This is a genomic window from Celeribacter baekdonensis (genome assembly GCF_900102315.1).
Taxonomy (GTDB): domain Bacteria; phylum Pseudomonadota; class Alphaproteobacteria; order Rhodobacterales; family Rhodobacteraceae; genus Celeribacter; species Celeribacter baekdonensis.
Map to the genome: position 1 here is coordinate 75,586 of NZ_FNBL01000015.1, position 16,677 is coordinate 92,262.

Here is a 16,677-nt window from a genome sequence, read left to right on the forward strand (position 1 = left end):
GAATTTCCCTGTGTGTGTCGCAAGGTTTGATAAAGGCGACGCGCCCTTGCGTCTGTCACATCGCCCATTTGGCCCAGGCCCCGGCAGAAGAGGCCAGGACAGATCAGAAACCGCTGATGATCTCGATTTTGGTGCCATCGGTGAAACGGTTGAAACGGTAGGGGGTCGGATCGACCACAGGGGGGCGGCCCGTGACCAGATCGGCGGCCAGTTTGCCCGCCGCAGGTCCAATGCCAAAGCCATGGCCCGAAAACCCGGTGGCGAGGTAAAACCCCGCGATGGTATCGACGCCAGAGATCACCGGGATTGCATCGGGGGTCACATCAATCGCGCCCGCCCAGCGTTGCGCGATTTCGGCCTTTTCAAACACCGGAAACGCCCGGCGCAGATTGTCCAACGCCTTGTCTTGCAGGGAGAATGCCGGTTTTGGGTCCAGAACGCGGCAATATTCAAACGGGCTGGCCTCATCCATCCGCCAACGGTTGGGGATGCGGGCCTCGTCGTAAAACCGGCCACCAAAGCGTAGCATCAAGGATTTCCATTCTGCTCCAAGTGCGGGCAGGAAGTCGCGCATATAGCGGAAACTGTCGGGCACGATATCGACGATATTGCGGAACCCGTCAGCGATGGTGTAGCCGCCATCCTGGCGTTTGCGGATGGAAAAATGCTCCGACCAAATCGCACAGTCCGGTCCGCCCTCAAGGGGTTTGGTGCGGATCACCGAGTTTTTCACCTTGAGCTGAGGCAGGCGCAGCCCGGTGTTGCGGGCAAACAGGCTCGACCATGCGCCGCCCGCCAAAACCACCTGTTCACACGCAATCTCGCCGCGTTCCGTCACCACGCCGGACACGGCCCCGGCGGAGGTTTCAATCCCGCGCACCGCGCATTCGGTCAGGATATGCGCGCCCCGGTCCCGCGCCGCCTCGGCAATGGCAGGGGCGGCTTTTTGCGGCTCGGCCCGACCATCAACAGAGGTGTAAAGCGCGCCTTTGACGTCCATCCGCCCGCCCGGCGTCATCTGGGCAAATTCCGCGGCTGACAGCATCCGGCTGTCGATTTGGTAATCCTTGAGCGCATCAAGCCAGCGCTCGTGGTCGTCATATTCCTTGTCCGTGGCACAGGCGAAAGCGATGCCCGATTGGGTATAGCCCAGATCACGGCCCGTCCGTTCGCCCAAGCCCGACCAAATCCGCAACGCCTCCGCCATCAACGGCACTTCGCGTGGATCGCGCCGGGTGATGCGCACCCAGCCCCAATTGCGGCTGGATTGTTCATGGCCAATCCCGCCCTTTTCACACAGCGCCACCGAAAGGCCGCGCTCGACCAATTCAAGGGCTGTGGAACAGCCAATGATCCCACCGCCGATGACGACGACATCGACTTTTTTGGGCAACTCGGCATCGCCAAAAACGGGCACGACATAGGGACCGGGCATTAAAATGACTCCTCCAGTTGGCAATTCACACAAAATTCCGCGACGCTGGCCTCATTGGGCAGGTCGATCAGCATGTCGATCACCCGCGCCAAATCTTCGGGTTGGGTCATCGTGTCGGGGGCGCGCTCCGTGAGGCTTATGGCCATGTCGGTGGCGACAAATCCGGGACAGATCGCGGTGGCGCGGATGCCCTGATCAAAGCCCGCGTGGCGAAGGGCATGGGCCAGTCCGACCACCGCGAATTTCGAGACGGAATAGGCACCGGAGCGTGCCGATTTGACCCGCTGACCCGACAGCGAGGCCAAAAGGATCACGCGTCCACGACCGGACTGGGCCAGGGCGTCCCAACATCCGGCGACAAGACGGCGCGGCGCTTGCACGTTGATCTCCAACATTTCGGCCATCTCCGCGTCCGTGATCTCGACCGCGCTTTTGGGGATGGAAATGCCCGCATTGGCCACCACCGCGTCGATCCGGCCAAACTGCGCCATCACCGCACTGGACCAATCGGTGCCGCTGTCGGGGGAGGCGGCCTCATAGGCAAAGAGATGCACGCGTTCTGGGTTTGAGGCGGCCCAATCGGGCAAATCTGGGCGGCGCATCCCCAAGGAGACGGTCCAACCGGCGTCAAACAGCCGCTTGGCCACGGCCGCCCCGATGCCGCGACTGGCGCCGGAAATCAGCGCAACTTTCGTCGATGTCAGTCCCATTTTTTCCTCATGTTCAGATAGGCGCGTTTGAGCATCCGCATGAAATCTGCACGGTCTTCTGGCGCGATAAAGTCAAAAAATTCAGTCTCTTGGGCGCGGATGATCTCGCGCACCTGTTGCGACACGTCATGGCCTTTTTCGGTGATCGAGAGCGCTTGGGCGCGTTGATCGTCGGGGTCGATGTCGCGTTGCACCAAGCCTGCGTTGACCAAAGTGTCGATGATCCGCCCGGTGGCCGGGCGATCGCGCATCAGGACTTCGGAAATTTGCGAGGGGCGGATGCCGGGATAGTCGTCGATCAAAAACAGCGCGGTGATTTTGCCTTTGCCGCGGGCGATTTCGAGATTTTTCATCCGTCTGTCGAGGTCACGCGACACGAAGGAGTCAAGCGTTCGAATGTACCAACTGAACGCCCCTTCGAGCACGTCAATCTGAAGACCTCCGATCATGATCGGCGGGTCCTGGTCGTTTGAGAGGGGCGGTGTGTCAGTCATATAAGGCGCTTTTCTATGGGTATGGGTTAGCTTTTTGCCAGATTGGGCTTCGGGCAAGAATAAAGTTGTGAAAAACAACCAAATAATTGTGAAACACAATTAATGCCCAATTTCTGACCAATTTTCGCGGCAGATGTGCGGTGAATGGCGTCAGATGGCGCACCATAAAAAGGGGCGACCTGCGCCGCCCCGTGTTAACCTGTGTTGACCTGTGGTGATTTAATGTGACCGTCAGGCGGCGTTTCTGCCGGGGATCGCCTCCACCAGCGCCCGCGTGTAGGCATGTTGCGGGTTTTGGAAAATCTGTGACGGTGGGCCAAATTCCACCATGTCCCCCCGGTGCATCACCAGAATTTCATCGCAAATCTGGCTGGCGACCCGTAGATCATGGGTGATGAACACCATGGCCAGTTTGCGCTCTTTGCGGATGCTGTCGAGCAGTTCAAGCACCTGCGCCTGGATCGAGACGTCGAGGGCGGAGACGGCTTCGTCGGCCACAATCACCTCGGGATCAAACATCAAAGCGCGCGCAATGCCGACGCGTTGCCGTTGGCCGCCGGAGAATTCATGCGGGTAGCGATCATAGGCTGAGGCGTCGAGGCCGACCATGCGCAGGATGTCTTCGGCACGGGTGCGAGCGTCGCGATGGGTCATCAAACGATGGGCAATCGGGCCAACGGTCAGGGCCTGCCCGATGGTGAAACGCGGGTTGAGCGAGGCATAGGGGTCTTGGAAAATCATCTGAATGCGCGGGCGCAGCGGGCGAAAATTTTCCTCGTTCAGTTTCAGCGTGTCTTCGCCCTGAAAATGAATTTCGCCGCCGTCGGCCTCGGTCAATTTCATCAAAACCTTGCCCATGGAGGATTTTCCAGAGCCAGATTCACCCACAATTCCAAGGGTTTCTCCGCGGCGCAGGGTAAAGCTGATGTTGTTCACCGCTTTGACCTCGCGCATCCGTCCCAGAAAGCCACTGCGGGTGCGGTAGGTTTTTTGCAACCCACGCACCTGCATCACCACCGGCTTTTCGGTGTCACGCACGCGGTCCTTTTGGCGCATTTTCGGCACGGCGGCGATCAGCTTTTGGGTGTAGGGGTGTGCGGGTGCGCGCAGGACCTGTTTGGCGTCACCTTGTTCGACCACATGGCCCTGTTCCATCACGATCACCCGATCCGCAATTTCGGCAACAACGCCGAAATCATGGGTGATGAACATCACGCTCATGCCTTTGCGTTCTTGGACTTTTCTTATCAAATCAAGGATTTGTGCCTGTGTCGTTACGTCGAGCGCGGTGGTGGGTTCGTCGGCGATCAAAATGTCGGGATCAAGGGCCAGAGCCATGGCGATCATCACCCGCTGGCGTTGGCCGCCAGAAAGGCGGAACGGATATTGATATTGGATCAACAGCGGGTCGGGCAGGCCGACCTCGGTCAACATTTCGACCACGCGCGCCGCGCGCAAGGCCGGTTCGCCGACCGAATGCGTGTCCAAAACCTCGCGGATCTGATCCCCGATGGTCATCAACGGGTTAAGCGCCGAGAGCGGGTCCTGGAAGATGATCGACACCGCCCGCCCGCGCAGTTTGCGCATCTCGGGTTCACTGAGCGTGGTGATGTCGCGGTCCTGAAACAAGATAGAGCCGCGCGCGATCTTCATCGCGGCGGGCAAAAGCCCCATCACGGCGCTGGCGGTCACGGATTTACCGGAGCCGGATTCGCCAATGATGCACAGGATTTCGCCGGGCCTCAGGTCGAAGGTGATATTTTGCACCGCAAAGGGGCGGTCGTGGCTGCCGGGCAGCGCAATCGAGAGATCGCGCACCGACAGCACTGGCGCAGGGCCAGAGCTTATATGGGTCATCAGGTTTCTCATTGTTTGTTATTTTTATACCCTTCCACTTCGCACCAGATGGCAGCCTCTGCGCAAGGGCCACGGTGATCTTGATGGTGATCTTGACGGAAAAAAGCGGATAAACGCCGCCCCTTTGAGCGGCAGTTGAGCGATTTGCCACATAATCGGTGCTGTTTTTGATCCATTCAAGTGGAGGAGGTCGGGGCACAGGGCTGTAAACCTATGACTTCCTATAGGTTGTTTGGATTTTGCATCGGTGGAATCTTTGTCCAAGATCTTGCGGGATCGTCTTTAGAACATAGACACAGACAGGACATATCACATGAAACTCTTCACACTGGCGGCCCTTTCGGCGGCCTCTCTTTCCTTGGCCGCATGTGGCGGCTCCGCTGTCGATGGCGATATGTCGGACACCGACTTGCCGACAAAATATGACAACCTCGAAGGCCTTGTGGCCGGTGCAGAAGCGGGCAATCTCGATCCGGCGTCCGAGGCCATGATGGCGGGAACGGCGACACTGTCGGGGGCATTGGCTGTGACCGATCTTGGCGATAGCGGCGAATTGGAGGCCATTGGCGATTTGTCCTTGACCGCCAATTTCACCGGCGGGACGGTCACCGGGACGGCTGACAATTTTGCCATTTATGACGTCCACACGCAGGATGTGGAGGTAGAGATGACCGGATCGCTGTCGGTTGATGGCACGATTTCCGGCACCGGCATGACCGCCGATGCAGCCGGGACGTTGAATGATGGCGAGGATCACATGGTTGATCTCACCATGGCAGGCACGTTCTACGAATATGAGGGCGAGCTTGCGGTCTATGGCGACATCGAAGGCACGATTGACGACGAATATGCAGAAGGTGGCTATGCCGCGATTGCGGACTGAGTTCGTCCGTAACGCGTGACTGTTTGAAACGTGCTGCGGGGCACCTCGCAGCACGTCCTGAATGTCCAAGTCCTGAATTTCAATGACATCGGTGTGAGCATGGGGCGGTCTTTTTCCTTTTCGCGGCTGATCCGGCTGTGGGTTTTGGGTTTGATCTTGATGGGATCGGGCGCATTTGCACAGGCGGATGGAGGGCGCACGGGGCCTGACGCGGCCGAGGCCTATCGTCAGCTCATGCATCTGGGGCAGGTGGCTTTGGCCAAGGATGCGCCGCAAAAAGCCGCGCGCGCGTTTGCCCGTGCGCGCATATTTGCCCCCACGGACCTGCGCGCGCAGTTGTCGCTCGCCGAAGCCTATGCTCGGCAAGGGCAAGTGGCCAGATCCGAGGCGTTTCTCAAGCATTTGCTGCGAGACCCGGCGCAAGGCGACCATGTTGACGCCTATCTCAAAGCCTTGTCCAAGCTGCAACACCGCTACCCTGTCGTTGCCTCGGCCAGTATTGCACTCTTGCCCAGCACCAACATCGCAAATGCCTCTTCGGAGACGGTGTTTGATACGGTGTTGGGGCGGTTTGAGATCGACGGTGGCGGCGAGGAAACCTCTGGCGTGGGGGTCGAACTTGGTGCGCGGGGCACCTATCGCAAACCCTTGGGGGAGGGTTTGTCATTTGAGATCACGGCGGCGCTGAACCGGATTTGGTATGATGCCCCAGAGCTGCGCTATTGGCGCGGGCGGGTGACGGCGGATGTCGTTGGGGTTGGTGTGGCGGCGCAGTGGCGCGCCGGGAGTCATGCGGATCGGATCTATTATGACGCGGTCAACGGACAAAGCGCGGATCGGATCGCTTTGGGCGCGCATGGAAACTGGTCGCAAACTGTGAATGAGACCACGCGTCTCACCCTGTCGGCTTTGGCGGAATATCGGAAATATCTGGATAAGGACAGCCTGTCCGGCCCCTATGCGTCGCTTGGGGCGGGATGGTCGAAAGCGCTTGGGGCCGATGGGGCCGGTGCGCCTCGGGGGGCGACCCTGTCCTGGGGCGGATCGGTGGAGCGTTCAAAACCCAGCCTCGATTATCACCGCTATTGGGGGGCGACGGCGCGCGTCGGCTATGCGCAAAACCTTACCGACACGCTGCGCGGTGGGGTGTCGATGAGTGCCACGCTGAAACTCTATGATGCCGATTTCGCGGCGGTGGATTACGCCCGCCGCGATGAGATTTACCGCTTTGGTGTTTCGCTGTCTGACAGTCGGATCAAACTTCTGGGCAGCACGCCAAAACTGTCCTGCGGCTATAAGGTCCAGTCCTCAAATATTGCGCTTTACACCAGCTCCACGACGGATTGCCGCCTTGGATGGTCCTATCGGTTTTAACCCAGCTGTGGCCGCGCGGCGCTCAGGCGCGGCCCGGCGAGGACGGGGCAGGGCGCGCCAGTGTGGCAATATGGTCCACAAAGTCCTTAAAATGCTGAGTGAAAATGAGATGCCCCGCATTCTCAACCGCATGAAATGCGGCGTCTGGTAGCGCTTTTGCCACAGAACGGATATCCTCGATCGGGCTGATCGGGTCCTCAATGCCATGTACAAATGTCACGCCACATTGCAGCGCGCGCAAATCCTTTGGCCAATTGCGTTGCAGATTGGTCAATTCATCGACAGAGGCCAAGGTCGCGTGATTGGCAATCAGACGCAGCCATTCGCACAGATGCGGGTGGCGAAACAGATCCTCAAGACAGGCCAGATCGGCGGGAGATTTGCGGTACATATGCGCCAGCGCCTTTTGCGCAAACATCGGCACACGGCTGATCGCGTTATAGACCCGCGTCAGCCCCGCAATCACCCGCGCATCGCGGCGCAGACGGTTTGAGATTTCGACGAAAAGCGTGGGCGCGTGGTCTGGTTCAGGCATTGGATGGGCGGCGGCCAGTTGCGGCGTGGCGGCCAAAATGACATGCGACACCAGATCGGGATTGTGCCGGGCAAAATGCGCCAGCCACGGCACCCCGGCGCTTTCGCCGAGACAGATCAGCGGCTCATCGGTCAGATAGTCCATCGTGTCCGCCAGCGCTCGGGTCAGTTTTCTGAGGCGGGTTTCGGCATCCAACAGGCCGTCAAAGCCCATGAAATGCCGTGGCACAATCATCAGGCGCAAACCAAGATTACGCAGGATGGCGCTCATGTCATCATGAAAGACAAGAGGGGCCAACATCGAGTGAAAATACAACACCGGACGGCCCCGGCGCGCGCCAAACTCCCACACGGGCACCTCAAGCCCTTCGCCAATTGTGACCATGTTGACGATCACGTCTTTGCCAAACTGACGTTTGACCAAAGCGGTCTCAAAATTGCGCTGCTGGGTGGGGAGAACCTCGTCCAAAATACGTGCGGTGATATCGACCGACAGGGCGCGGAGCAGGGCGGTTTGAGTTTTGACCCCGAGTTTGTCCTGTATGACCTGCACCTGTTTGCGTTTTGTGTCATAGGAGGCGCCCAAAAGCGTTGCCGCGTTTTTCAAATCCAGCCCGGTCATCAAATGCGCCAGCAATAGATATTCGGATTTGGTCAGCCGTAGATCGGATGCGTGATCCGCTAGAGCCGCAATCCGATCCGCATCAATGCGCACGGCGACAAAGGCCAGATGATCCGGGGCGTCGCTCCACCGATCCACGCGATCATAGAGGAAATAGAGATGATCATCGGCCACCACGAACGCGCATCCCGTTGTTGCCTCTTGTGGCATCCGCATCTGCGGCGGAAAGGCGTCTTTGGGATCGGTGCCAAATGTGTCGATTTGGCACATCCCTTGTTGGTCGTAGAGATTGGCCGGAAAGCTGCACCGGGCAAAATTGCGGAAAAAGAACCGTTCGCTGCCGGGCTTGTCCTGTGTCTGAAGCAAGATCGCATCCTCAGAGGGCAAAGCCACCTTGCGCTCTGTGTGCAGCGCCGCCTCCAAGGTTTCAATGAATTGCGACACGTGGCTCATCGGCTCTTATATTTCTCCAAGGTTCAGGTGTTGGTGCCGTCCTGCGGTCCTCAAAAACGGGGTGTTGTGCACATGCACAGCCCCTAAATCAGCCAACCCTATGAGGTTGCGTAGCATTTCTGACCCCAAATTTCAAACGCACCGCGCCTAAGTACAGGTAAAAATCGATTTTTTTGCACATTTTGCACATTTTGCACATGGCGCGTCTTTTTTGATCAGGCCCCCCCAAAGGGGGGCGATTGCGCCAATCCCTGTTGCGTAGTCTCGGCACAATGGTCTGACAAACCCGTCAGGCAAAACGCACTCTCAGGGACCGGCGGCGCAGATGTCACAAGACAGGCACAGCTCTTACCTCACAGGGATGGCCCCCACCACGCAGGCAACGGCGCTTGCCTGTCTGGATGTCACTCCCTGCGCGCGGATCGTGACCCGTGATCAAGCCGCTGCGTGGTTCCTCAAGGCAAATCCGCGATTTGTGAGGGGGCAGAGCCAGCACTATTTTACCGCCCAACCCGCCAAACGATTTTCAAACGCCTTGAAAGCGGCCTGTAAAGAGAGGCCGCCGAGGGCGTCGATTTTGCGGGTAGAGGGACAAAAGAACGCGGCGCCGTTGCAAATCAACATTCTGCCGTTCCAACCCGAGCTCATCCGCATCGTTTTGTTTTTGCCTCGGCTGATGGTCGATGCCACGCCTGTGGCCTTGCCAAAGCTCACATCGCGGGAAACATCGGTGTTGCGACTGGCCGCCTCTGGTCAGCGGCGGGATCGGATTGCTTACGAGCTGAATATTTCTTTGCCGACCGTTGATATGCATTGTCGCAACCTGCGGCAAAAACTGTCGGCTTTGACCACATCAGAAGCGGTGGCAATTGCCGCAAAGATGAATTTGCTCGACATGTGACGGGGCGGGGACCGTTTTGGACCAAAGCGGCGCGACCCGTTTGGCCGCATCGCTTCAGGTGATCGCAAGCGGCGGAATGATCGTGCGGGCGTGTCGAGTATTGAGAGCGCTTGGTCGGTGCCTGTAACGCGGGCGCCTGTAACGGCGGGCGAATGTCACACCGGCGGCTTCTTTGGGCATGGTCATGCCATATTTTGCATCGAACCCACCGGGCCAAACCCGTCGATATTGGCCACGCCGCCGTTTTCTTTGGCCAAAGCCACAAGATCACGCATGTCGTTGATCTCGGAGTCCTTGGCGGCAAAGAACATGATCGGGTCTTCTTGGGGCAGCGCGATCCATTCGAATTCGTCCGGCGCAAAAGTGCCGCGCAGCTTGGTGAGCATCGCGGTGAAGTGAACTGACCGTTCCTTAGTCAAGCGCAACCCTACGTTTGGTCAAAGCGCTCGGGCCCTGCGACGGCGGGCGATCACAGCGGAAAGACCCGGCAACACAAAGGCCAAAACCGCGATGGAAAGCAACAGAACCGTCAGCGGCGAGGTGTAAAAGATCGCCCAATCGCCTTTGGCCGAGATCAGCGCATGACGGAAATTGGGTTCCATCATTTCCCCCAACGCCATCACAAGGGCCGGAAACATCGTGGTCTCAGAGGCATAGGCTCCGACGAAACAGAAGGGAATGAGCAGGGCCACGCCGAAGCTCGGCCCGAGACCGGGAATGGCACCGATGATATATCCAACGAAGGCCTCAAACACGAGCGCGGCCCAGACCATTGGATCGCCGAACGCGGCAAACCCCAGTGCGAGATTCTCAAACATGGTGATGTCCTCAGGGCAAGTTTACGGAAAGGGCGATGACGAAGATGCCGTAGATGAACCCGGCCAAAACGATGGGCACGGCGATCAGGTGTAACGGGCGTCTTTCGCCACAGGCCAACATGAGGGCAAAGGCGAATCCGATCACGCTGATCAGGGTGCCGAGCTGTTCAAAGTAGAGGCCTTCAACGCCCAAAATGATCGCTGCAATCAAAACCGACGGCGGACGGCGGATGGAGACAGCGCTTGGCGGCAGCTTGTCGAGCAGGCGCACGACCGCCATGATCGCGACCGCCGAGCGCGCCCGCGCTGAGGGCTACCCTTGGGACGTCGCGCGCCGGATGGCCGAACTTGGCCTCATGGGGATCGCGCTTGCCGAAGAAGACGGCGGCAGTGGTGGCACACTCGTCGACTCGATCCTCGCCATCCAAGCCGTTGCGGAAGTCTGTCCGCGCAGTGGCGATGTGATCCAGGCGGGCAATTTCGGCCCGGTGCGCACCTTTGCAGAATATGGCACGCCGCAGCAAAAAGAGCGCTTTCTTGGTCCGATCCTGGCGGGTCATGCCGTCATTTCCCTTGGGATGACAGAGCCGCAGGCAGGGTCTGCCGTGACCGAACTTTCGACCTCCGCGCCGCCGGACGGGGACGGGTTTTTGATCAACGGCACCAAGATTTTTGGCACCCACAGTTCAGAGGCCGACGTGTTTTTGGTCTATGTCCGGTTTGGGCCAGGGCTCAATGGCATTGGCTCGGTGTTGATCGAAAAAGGCACGCCTGGCTTCACCATCGGCAAACCTTCCGCCTTTATGAACGGCGAGGATTGGTCGCAGCTCTATTTTGACACTATGCGCATCCCCAAAGAGAATGTCGTTTTGGGGGAAGGCGGGTTTCGCAAACAGATTTCGGGGTTCAATGTCGAGCGTTTGGGCAATGCCGCGCGCGCGGTCGCCGTGGGGCGTCACGCGTTCAACCTTGCGCGCGCACATGCGTTGGAGCGCAAACAGTTCGGACGTGCGTTGTGTGAGTTTCAGGGCTTGCAGTGGAAAATGGCCGAGATGTCGCTCAAACTTGAATCCGCGCAACTGCTGTTGATGCGGGCTGCGGTCAATGCGGGCGACGGTTTGCCGAATGCCCATGATACGGCGATGGCGAAACTGGCCTGCAACGAGGCGGGGTATTTCGCGGCCAACGAGGCGGTGCGGCATGTTTTGTCTGGCCCGCATCCATGCCGTTTGGCGAAGCCAGCACGATCCGGCGATGCCAGTGCCAGTGCCAGTGCCAGTGTCAGTGCCAATGTAAGGCCAAACCAATCCGAGAGGTGCCCCAGTGTCTGAGCTGCCAAAATTTGCCTATGACGCCGATCCGCCACACCGCGACCTGCCGCCGCTTTTGTTGGTGCATGGTTTGTTGGTGGATCGGCGGGTTTGGGAGGGCAATGCCGCGCTGTCTGAGCGGTTTCGTGTGATCCGTGTTGACCTTCCGGCGCATGGGGCAAGCCCAGCGCCTGTTACGCCGCACCAGGCCCGTCCAAAGTCCATTGCGGCGGGGTTGGAGGCGGTGCGCGCAGAGCTTGGGATCGACCGGTGGCACCTGTGTGGCCAGAGCTTTGGCGCGGCGATGACCCTGCGTTATGCAATTGATTTTCCTGACAGATGCCTCTGCCATGTCTTCACCAATGCCAATGGAGCATGGCGTGAACCATGGAGTGATGCATATCGGCGGTCGCATGAGGCTTTGGTGGCCGATGTGAAAGCGCGCGGTCACGATGCCATTGCCCGAATGCCCTATCACCCGCGTCTGGCGCGCCGGTTCGACCCCGAGGTGCGCGATGCCCTTGCGGCGGCGGCGGATGCGATTGATCCGGCGGGACTGGCGTTGCTGTTGCAGGAGGCGACGCCACGGATGTCTGTGCGCTCTGAACTCGACAGGTTGACGGTTCCGACCATGCTTGTGAACGGGCTGCGCGAGCGGCGGTTTCAGCCCACACGAGATTGGCTTGCCCAAGCATGCCCGGACATGCGCATCGTTGATCTGGCGGGCGGACATTCGATCAATGTTGACTGTCCGGCGGCGTTCAATGCGGCGGTTGCCGGGTTTTTGTCGCCAATTTCGGGGGCGTGAGGCAAAGGAATACTCAAAGGAATACTCAGGGAGGTCTGATCTCTTGTCAGGTTGGACAGAGGGGCACGCCATGGCGGCGACGCTTTCCCTTGCTGGCGATCTCGGTTTAGTATTCTGTTGTATACAGTGCGCCAACACATATTACGCAAACACAAACAGTGCGCCAACACGGTGCGGCGGAGAGATTGCAACCTCTATGACTCTTCGCACATGGGCACGATGTCCGTTTGGCAGATGAGGCCAACCGCAACCTTGTCACTACAAACTGAGCGCATGCGCAACGGAAGGACCCAACATGATCTCGATTGAGCGTCTCAAACCGATCGTTTCCATCACGCTCCTTTACGTTTGCACCACAGGGGCGGGATGGGCGTTTAGCCGGATCGGGCTTCCGCTGCCGTGGATGATCGGCCCGCTGATCCTGTCGGCGCTTTGCTATGTCACCGGGATCATGAAGACACGCGTGCCGGTAGAGACACGGCCCTTTGGTCAGATGACCGTCGCGGTGCAGGTCGGACTGGCCTTTACGCCCGCGGCATTCGGGGCTTTGCTGACGCTCGCGCCATTGCTTGTTGGAATGGCGCTTGTGACGGCGGTCTGTGCCAGTGTTGTGGCCATTTTGATGGCGCGTGTCGGGCGGATTCGCCTGACACAGGCGTTCTTGTCGAGCTTTCCCACAAGCCCCGTTGAGGCGGCTGTCATGGCCGAGAAATTCGATTGCGACCCGGCGCCGATCATCTTGTCGCAAACCATGCGCATTGCGGCGGTGGTGGTTTTGATCCCGATCTCGCTCTTTATCGTCGACGGGTTTCCCGACCGGAGCGAGGTCATGCGCGGGGGGGTGTTTGACCCCGTTGGCAACGGGATTTTGGCACTGACGGCCATCGCGGGGGCCTTTGTGTTTCGAAAACTGCGGCTTGCCAATCCGTTTTTCCTTGGCCCGCTTGCGTTTTCGGCGGCGGTTACGGCGAGCGGGTTCGAGCTTATGGCGTTTCCTGGTTTGATTCTCTCGATTGCACAGATCGTGCTTGGAACCTGGCTCGGCAGCACGTTTCGGCGTGAACTCTTTCTCGATGGCGGACGATTGGTGATCACCTGCCTGTCGAGCGCCCTGCTTTTGCTTGCTGTGGTCTCGGCGATTGCGGTTGGCGTGTCCTCGCTGACCGGGCAGGATTGGGAAGTCCTTGTCTTGGGGGCCGCGCCGGGCGGCGTGACGGAAATGGCCCTGACGGCCAAATATCTTGGGATTGATCTGGCACTGGTTACGGCATTTCAACTCACGCGCATCTTTATCTTGATGCCCAATATCCCTTGGATCATCCGACTGATAAATCGGTTGGAAAACCGGTATTTGAGCTAAAGCGGCGCTTGGCCTCGGCCCTGATCGAACAGTCTTATAAGTTTGGTATGCTTTTTAGGCATGGATATGATGCGTATATTGTATTTGTGTTATGGCGCGGCGCGAAGGAAAGTCCCCGGACCCGAAGGGAGTCGGGTGTAACACAAAGTCTTGGGAGGACATCTCCATGAAAAATTTCTCTGCGCTTGCAGCGGCAAGTGCTCTTGCAATCTGTGCAACGGCCGCTCAGGCGGACACGTTCACATGGTTGACCTTTAAACCGCAAGGTGCCGCCGATGCACAGGCCATCTCGACGCAGTGGCTCGTGGATGAATTCGCAAAGCGCACCGATGGCAAGCACGAGATCAAAGTTTTTTGGGGCGGTTCCGTGGCCAGCACTGGCGAGATCCCGGATGCGCTTGGCGCGGGCGTGGGCAATTTTGGTGATATCGTCACGCCGTATTTCCCGGACCTGATGCCGCTGAACAATGCGGTCGGTTTCTTTATCCCGCAACCGATGTCGACCCAAGAGGTTGGTGGCGCGATGGGGCAATGGCACGCGGAGTATCCGCAGTTTGCCGAAGAACTCGAACGGTCCAACTTGCATGCTTTCGGTTTTCGCCCGCTGGAAAGCTACGGCCTTTTGTGTGTTGACCCTGTCCGCTCGCTGAAGGATCTCAAAGGCAAGCGCATCCGCTCTTACGGGTTTGCCTTTCCCGCATTGATCGAAGCCATGGGCGCGACGCCTGTCTCCATCACAACCGCCGACACTTATGAGGCGCTTGAGCGCGCGATCGTGGATTGTACACCGATCGGTCCGGCGCTGGCACGGGGTTGGAAATACGATGAGGTGGCGAAATACTACATCGACATGCCGATTGGGGCCACCTTTGGCCACCTTTTGGCGATGAACCTTGACAGCTACAATGCGCTTGATGATGCGACCAGAACCATCGTCGATCAACTCGGTGAGGATTATCTGGTCGAATACACCCGCCTTTTGGACGCAGACATTGCACGCGTGACAGAGCTTTGGCGCGGGGAGTTGGGTGTTGAAACCATCGCCTTTCCTGACGAAGAGTTGATCGCGTTGGTTGAAGACCCAAAGGTTCAGGCGATCCGCGCAGAATGGATCGAAAAAGCCAAGGCTGCCGGCGTCAATCCGACCGACATCGTGGCAAAACTCAAGTTCTGAGCACAGTTGTGAACAGATCTCTGAACACAGTCACGTTCGAAGCACATTGAGAGCGGGGAGCGCGTGCATGCATATGACAGGCACCCCGCTGCACTCATCTCAAAGGAGAAATGCCGTGCAAAATCTGTTGCGGGTCCGTCAGGCCTATGGCGGGATTCTGACCTTATGTGGCTTGATCTCGGGGTGGCTCACCTTTGCAGTGATGCTGTTGGTCGTGACCAATGTCGTGCTGCGCTACGGGTTCAACATCCCGATCCCCGGCACATTGGAACTCACCGAAGGTGCGCTTCCGCTCATCATCTTTTTGTCTTTGGCGCTGACTCAATTTCACCAGGGCCATATCAAAGTCGTGATCTTGACCCAGCACATGCCAGCGGGCCTGCGCCGCGTGTTTCGTGTGATCGCCATGTTGGTGGGTGCGGGGCTTTTTGCCTGGGCGGCCTGGGCCGGGTGGCATGGCGCGCTGAAATCCCTTGCCATTGGCGAGGTGGAGCGTGGTTCGATCCGCTACCCGATCTATCCGATCAAATTCGCCGTTGTGGCGGGCATGGTCCTTTTGACCATCCAGTTCTTGCTCGACGCGCTTTCCTTTGCGCTCGGTCATGACCTTGACGAACTCGAAGAGGGGATTCTCGAATGAGCAACGTTGTCATTGGCCTTATTGGCACGGCCTGCCTTTTTGGCGGGATTCTTATGGGCATCAACGTCATGGTGGTTCTTGGCCTCGTGGGGGGCATTGGTCTTCTCGCGCTTGTTGGTCCTACGGCTGCGACCTCTTTGATGTCGAATGTGTTCTTCGAGACCACGCATTCTTTTCATTTTTCCGTTATTCCGCTGTTCCTGCTCATGGGATTTTTCGCCATGCGTGCGGGTCTGGGTGAAGATCTTTTTGAGGCCACCACCAAATGGCTTGGCGGGATGAAGGGCGGTCTGGCGATCTCAACCACCATGGGCGCTGCGGCGTTTGGTGCGGCTTCCGGGTCGTCTGTTGGCACGGCCACCGTGTTCACCAAACTGGCCCTGCCTGAGATGCTTGATCGCGGCTATGACAAAAGCCTCGCCTCGGCCTCGATTGCCATTGCCGGAACACTTGCGGTGATGATCCCACCTTCCGCGCTTGTGGTGGTCTATGGGATTTTGACCGATAGCTCCATCGGTGCGCTGTTGATTGCGGGTTTCATTCCCGGCATCGTCTTTGCCGCGATGCTGTGTGTGGCGATCTGGATCACGGTCGCACGCCGCCCGGACCTCGCACCGACGGACACGACGACATATACCCTGCGCGAAAAGATCGTGGCGTTGCGCCTTGCGGGGCCGCTCGTCCTGGTGATCGTTGCCATTGTCGCGGGGCTCTACAAAGGTGTCTTTACCCCGACCGAAGCCGGGGGTGTTGGTGCGACGCTCACGCTTTTTCTGGCGCTGGTCCGGCATCGATCCTTCAAAGCAATCCAGATGAATGAGACGCTTTTGGAGACTGTGCGCACCACCGCGATGATCTTTGGCATTTTGATTTCGGCGCTGCTGTTTTCAAAATTTCTGGCGCTGTCAGGTCTTGCGAATGTTGTCGGGGATTTTCTCACCGGGATGGATGCGCCGGTTTGGATGATCGTCGTTCTCGTCGCTGTGATCTATCTTTCGCTTGGCATGATGATGGATGCGCCCGCGCTTTTGGCAATCACGCTTCCGATCACCCATCCGGTGATGATGGATCTTGGATTTGATCCGATCTGGTTCGGTGTCTTTGTGGTGTTGCTGGTGGAAATCGGGGCGGTGACACCCCCGGTGGGCATCAACTGTTTCGTTGTGCAGGCGGCGTCTGGGGGACGTGTGAAACTCGAAGATGTGTTCAAAGGCTTGATCCCCTTTGTGTTGACGGGTTTTCTCATGCTGGTGCTGCTCTACGTCTTTCCGCAGATCGCGCTTTATCTGCCGTCACGGATGTAG

General features: G+C 58.4%; 17 protein-coding genes. 9 read left to right on the plus strand and 8 right to left on the minus strand.

All coding sequences use genetic code 11. The features are described from left to right. Positions 1–103: 103 nt before the first annotated feature. The 4 genes from BLT54_RS18700 to BLT54_RS18715 all read right to left on the minus strand — a co-directional run bounded on the left by BLT54_RS18700 (position 104) and on the right by BLT54_RS18715 (position 4,496). Positions 104–1,435: an NAD(P)/FAD-dependent oxidoreductase gene (locus BLT54_RS18700; protein ID WP_074646695.1), complete on the minus strand. Its 1,332-nt coding sequence runs from the start codon at positions 1,433–1,435 to the stop codon at positions 104–106. Next, the gene (locus BLT54_RS18705) at positions 1,435–2,145 is read right to left on the minus strand and encodes an SDR family NAD(P)-dependent oxidoreductase (RefSeq protein ID WP_074646698.1); all 711 of its coding nucleotides are present in this window, start codon (positions 2,143–2,145) and stop codon (positions 1,435–1,437) included. Before BLT54_RS18705 ends, BLT54_RS18700 begins: the two co-directional genes overlap by 1 nt. Next, positions 2,136–2,639, minus strand: coding sequence for a MarR family winged helix-turn-helix transcriptional regulator (locus BLT54_RS18710; RefSeq protein ID WP_074646706.1), 504 nt, complete (start codon positions 2,637–2,639; stop codon positions 2,136–2,138). The genes BLT54_RS18705 and BLT54_RS18710 overlap by 10 nt, the downstream gene beginning before the upstream one ends. Positions 2,640–2,870: 231 nt before the next feature. Further along, entirely contained in the window at positions 2,871–4,496 is a 1,626-nt protein-coding gene (locus tag BLT54_RS18715) for an ABC transporter ATP-binding protein (RefSeq protein WP_074646795.1), read from the minus strand. Between the two features lie 313 nt (positions 4,497–4,809). Here BLT54_RS18715 and BLT54_RS18720 point away from each other — a divergent pair, with 313 nt between their 5' ends. Next, a complete protein-coding gene (locus BLT54_RS18720; protein WP_074646708.1) occupies positions 4,810–5,379 on the plus strand; it encodes a hypothetical protein in 570 nt (189 codons plus the stop codon). 99 nt (positions 5,380–5,478) lie between these two features. Then, entirely contained in the window at positions 5,479–6,753 is a 1,275-nt protein-coding gene (locus BLT54_RS18725) for a surface lipoprotein assembly modifier (protein ID WP_143026884.1), read from the plus strand. 22 nt (positions 6,754–6,775) lie between these two features. Here the strand turns inward: BLT54_RS18725 and BLT54_RS18730 are convergent, their stop codons facing one another. After that, positions 6,776–8,362, minus strand: coding sequence for an alpha/beta fold hydrolase (locus BLT54_RS18730; protein WP_074646712.1), 1,587 nt, complete (start codon positions 8,360–8,362; stop codon positions 6,776–6,778). 325 nt (positions 8,363–8,687) lie between these two features. Here BLT54_RS18730 and BLT54_RS18735 point away from each other — a divergent pair, with 325 nt between their 5' ends. Further along, complete coding sequence (locus BLT54_RS18735) at positions 8,688–9,263, plus strand: helix-turn-helix transcriptional regulator (protein WP_083351898.1); 576 nt, start codon at positions 8,688–8,690, stop codon at positions 9,261–9,263. 182 nt (positions 9,264–9,445) lie between these two features. Here the strand turns inward: BLT54_RS18735 and BLT54_RS18740 are convergent, their stop codons facing one another. Genes BLT54_RS18740 through BLT54_RS18750 form a run of 3 tightly spaced genes read right to left on the minus strand, consistent with a single transcriptional unit; the run spans position 9,446 to position 10,361 of the window. After that, positions 9,446–9,682 (minus strand): type 2 periplasmic-binding domain-containing protein, encoded by a 237-nt coding sequence (locus tag BLT54_RS18740; RefSeq protein ID WP_143026885.1) that lies wholly within the window; start codon positions 9,680–9,682, stop codon positions 9,446–9,448. Between the two features lie 18 nt (positions 9,683–9,700). Further along, entirely contained in the window at positions 9,701–10,081 is a 381-nt protein-coding gene (locus BLT54_RS18745; RefSeq protein ID WP_074646718.1) for a hypothetical protein, read from the minus strand. A gap of 10 nt (positions 10,082–10,091) precedes the next feature. Next, a complete protein-coding gene (locus BLT54_RS18750; RefSeq protein ID WP_074646720.1) occupies positions 10,092–10,361 on the minus strand; it encodes a tripartite tricarboxylate transporter TctB family protein in 270 nt (89 codons plus the stop codon). On the opposite strand from BLT54_RS18750, the gene BLT54_RS18755 reads away from it, so the two are divergent. From BLT54_RS18755 to BLT54_RS18780, 6 genes are all read left to right on the plus strand, one after another. Continuing rightward, the gene (locus BLT54_RS18755; protein WP_245708059.1) at positions 10,360–11,412 is read left to right on the plus strand and encodes an acyl-CoA dehydrogenase family protein; all 1,053 of its coding nucleotides are present in this window, start codon (positions 10,360–10,362) and stop codon (positions 11,410–11,412) included. The two genes, BLT54_RS18750 and BLT54_RS18755, sit on opposite strands and share 2 nt — an antisense overlap. After that, positions 11,405–12,199, plus strand: coding sequence for an alpha/beta fold hydrolase (locus tag BLT54_RS18760; protein WP_074646722.1), 795 nt, complete (start codon positions 11,405–11,407; stop codon positions 12,197–12,199). The genes BLT54_RS18755 and BLT54_RS18760 overlap by 8 nt, the downstream gene beginning before the upstream one ends. 295 nt (positions 12,200–12,494) lie before the next feature. Continuing rightward, positions 12,495–13,559: an AbrB family transcriptional regulator gene (locus BLT54_RS18765; protein WP_245708060.1), complete on the plus strand. Its 1,065-nt coding sequence runs from the start codon at positions 12,495–12,497 to the stop codon at positions 13,557–13,559. Between the two features lie 166 nt (positions 13,560–13,725). Next, positions 13,726–14,733 carry a TRAP transporter substrate-binding protein DctP gene (gene dctP, locus BLT54_RS18770; RefSeq protein ID WP_074646729.1) on the plus strand — a complete coding sequence of 336 codons (1,008 nt, stop codon included), beginning with the start codon at positions 13,726–13,728 and terminating at the stop codon, positions 14,731–14,733. 115 nt (positions 14,734–14,848) lie between these two features. Next, entirely contained in the window at positions 14,849–15,373 is a 525-nt protein-coding gene (locus BLT54_RS18775; protein ID WP_074646731.1) for a TRAP transporter small permease subunit, read from the plus strand. After that, positions 15,370–16,677 carry a TRAP transporter large permease gene (locus BLT54_RS18780; RefSeq protein ID WP_074646733.1) on the plus strand — a complete coding sequence of 436 codons (1,308 nt, stop codon included), beginning with the start codon at positions 15,370–15,372 and terminating at the stop codon, positions 16,675–16,677. The genes BLT54_RS18775 and BLT54_RS18780 overlap by 4 nt, the downstream gene beginning before the upstream one ends.

Bases quoted from the DNA above. Each gene is read 5' to 3' on its own strand.
- BLT54_RS18700 (WP_074646695.1), bottom strand. From the start codon at position 1,435: ATGCCCGGTCCCTATGTCGTGCCCGTTTTTGGCGATGCCGAGTTGCCC.
- BLT54_RS18705 (WP_074646698.1), bottom strand. From the start codon at position 2,145: ATGGGACTGACATCGACGAAAGTTGCGCTGATTTCCGGCGCCAGTCGC.
- BLT54_RS18710 (WP_074646706.1), bottom strand. From the start codon at position 2,639: ATGACTGACACACCGCCCCTCTCAAACGACCAGGACCCGCCGATCATG.
- BLT54_RS18715 (WP_074646795.1), bottom strand. From the start codon at position 4,496: ATGACCCATATAAGCTCTGGCCCTGCGCCAGTGCTGTCGGTGCGCGAT.
- BLT54_RS18720 (WP_074646708.1), top strand. From the start codon at position 4,810: ATGAAACTCTTCACACTGGCGGCCCTTTCGGCGGCCTCTCTTTCCTTG.
- BLT54_RS18725 (WP_143026884.1), top strand. From the start codon at position 5,479: ATGGGGCGGTCTTTTTCCTTTTCGCGGCTGATCCGGCTGTGGGTTTTG.
- BLT54_RS18730 (WP_074646712.1), bottom strand. From the start codon at position 8,362: ATGAGCCACGTGTCGCAATTCATTGAAACCTTGGAGGCGGCGCTGCAC.
- BLT54_RS18735 (WP_083351898.1), top strand. From the start codon at position 8,688: ATGTCACAAGACAGGCACAGCTCTTACCTCACAGGGATGGCCCCCACC.
- BLT54_RS18745 (WP_074646718.1), bottom strand. From the start codon at position 10,081: ATGTTTGAGAATCTCGCACTGGGGTTTGCCGCGTTCGGCGATCCAATG.
- BLT54_RS18755 (WP_245708059.1), top strand. From the start codon at position 10,360: ATGATCGCGACCGCCGAGCGCGCCCGCGCTGAGGGCTACCCTTGGGAC.
- BLT54_RS18750 (WP_074646720.1), bottom strand. From the start codon at position 10,361: ATGGCGGTCGTGCGCCTGCTCGACAAGCTGCCGCCAAGCGCTGTCTCC.
- BLT54_RS18765 (WP_245708060.1), top strand. From the start codon at position 12,495: ATGATCTCGATTGAGCGTCTCAAACCGATCGTTTCCATCACGCTCCTT.
- dctP (WP_074646729.1), top strand. From the start codon at position 13,726: ATGAAAAATTTCTCTGCGCTTGCAGCGGCAAGTGCTCTTGCAATCTGT.
- BLT54_RS18780 (WP_074646733.1), top strand. From the start codon at position 15,370: ATGAGCAACGTTGTCATTGGCCTTATTGGCACGGCCTGCCTTTTTGGC.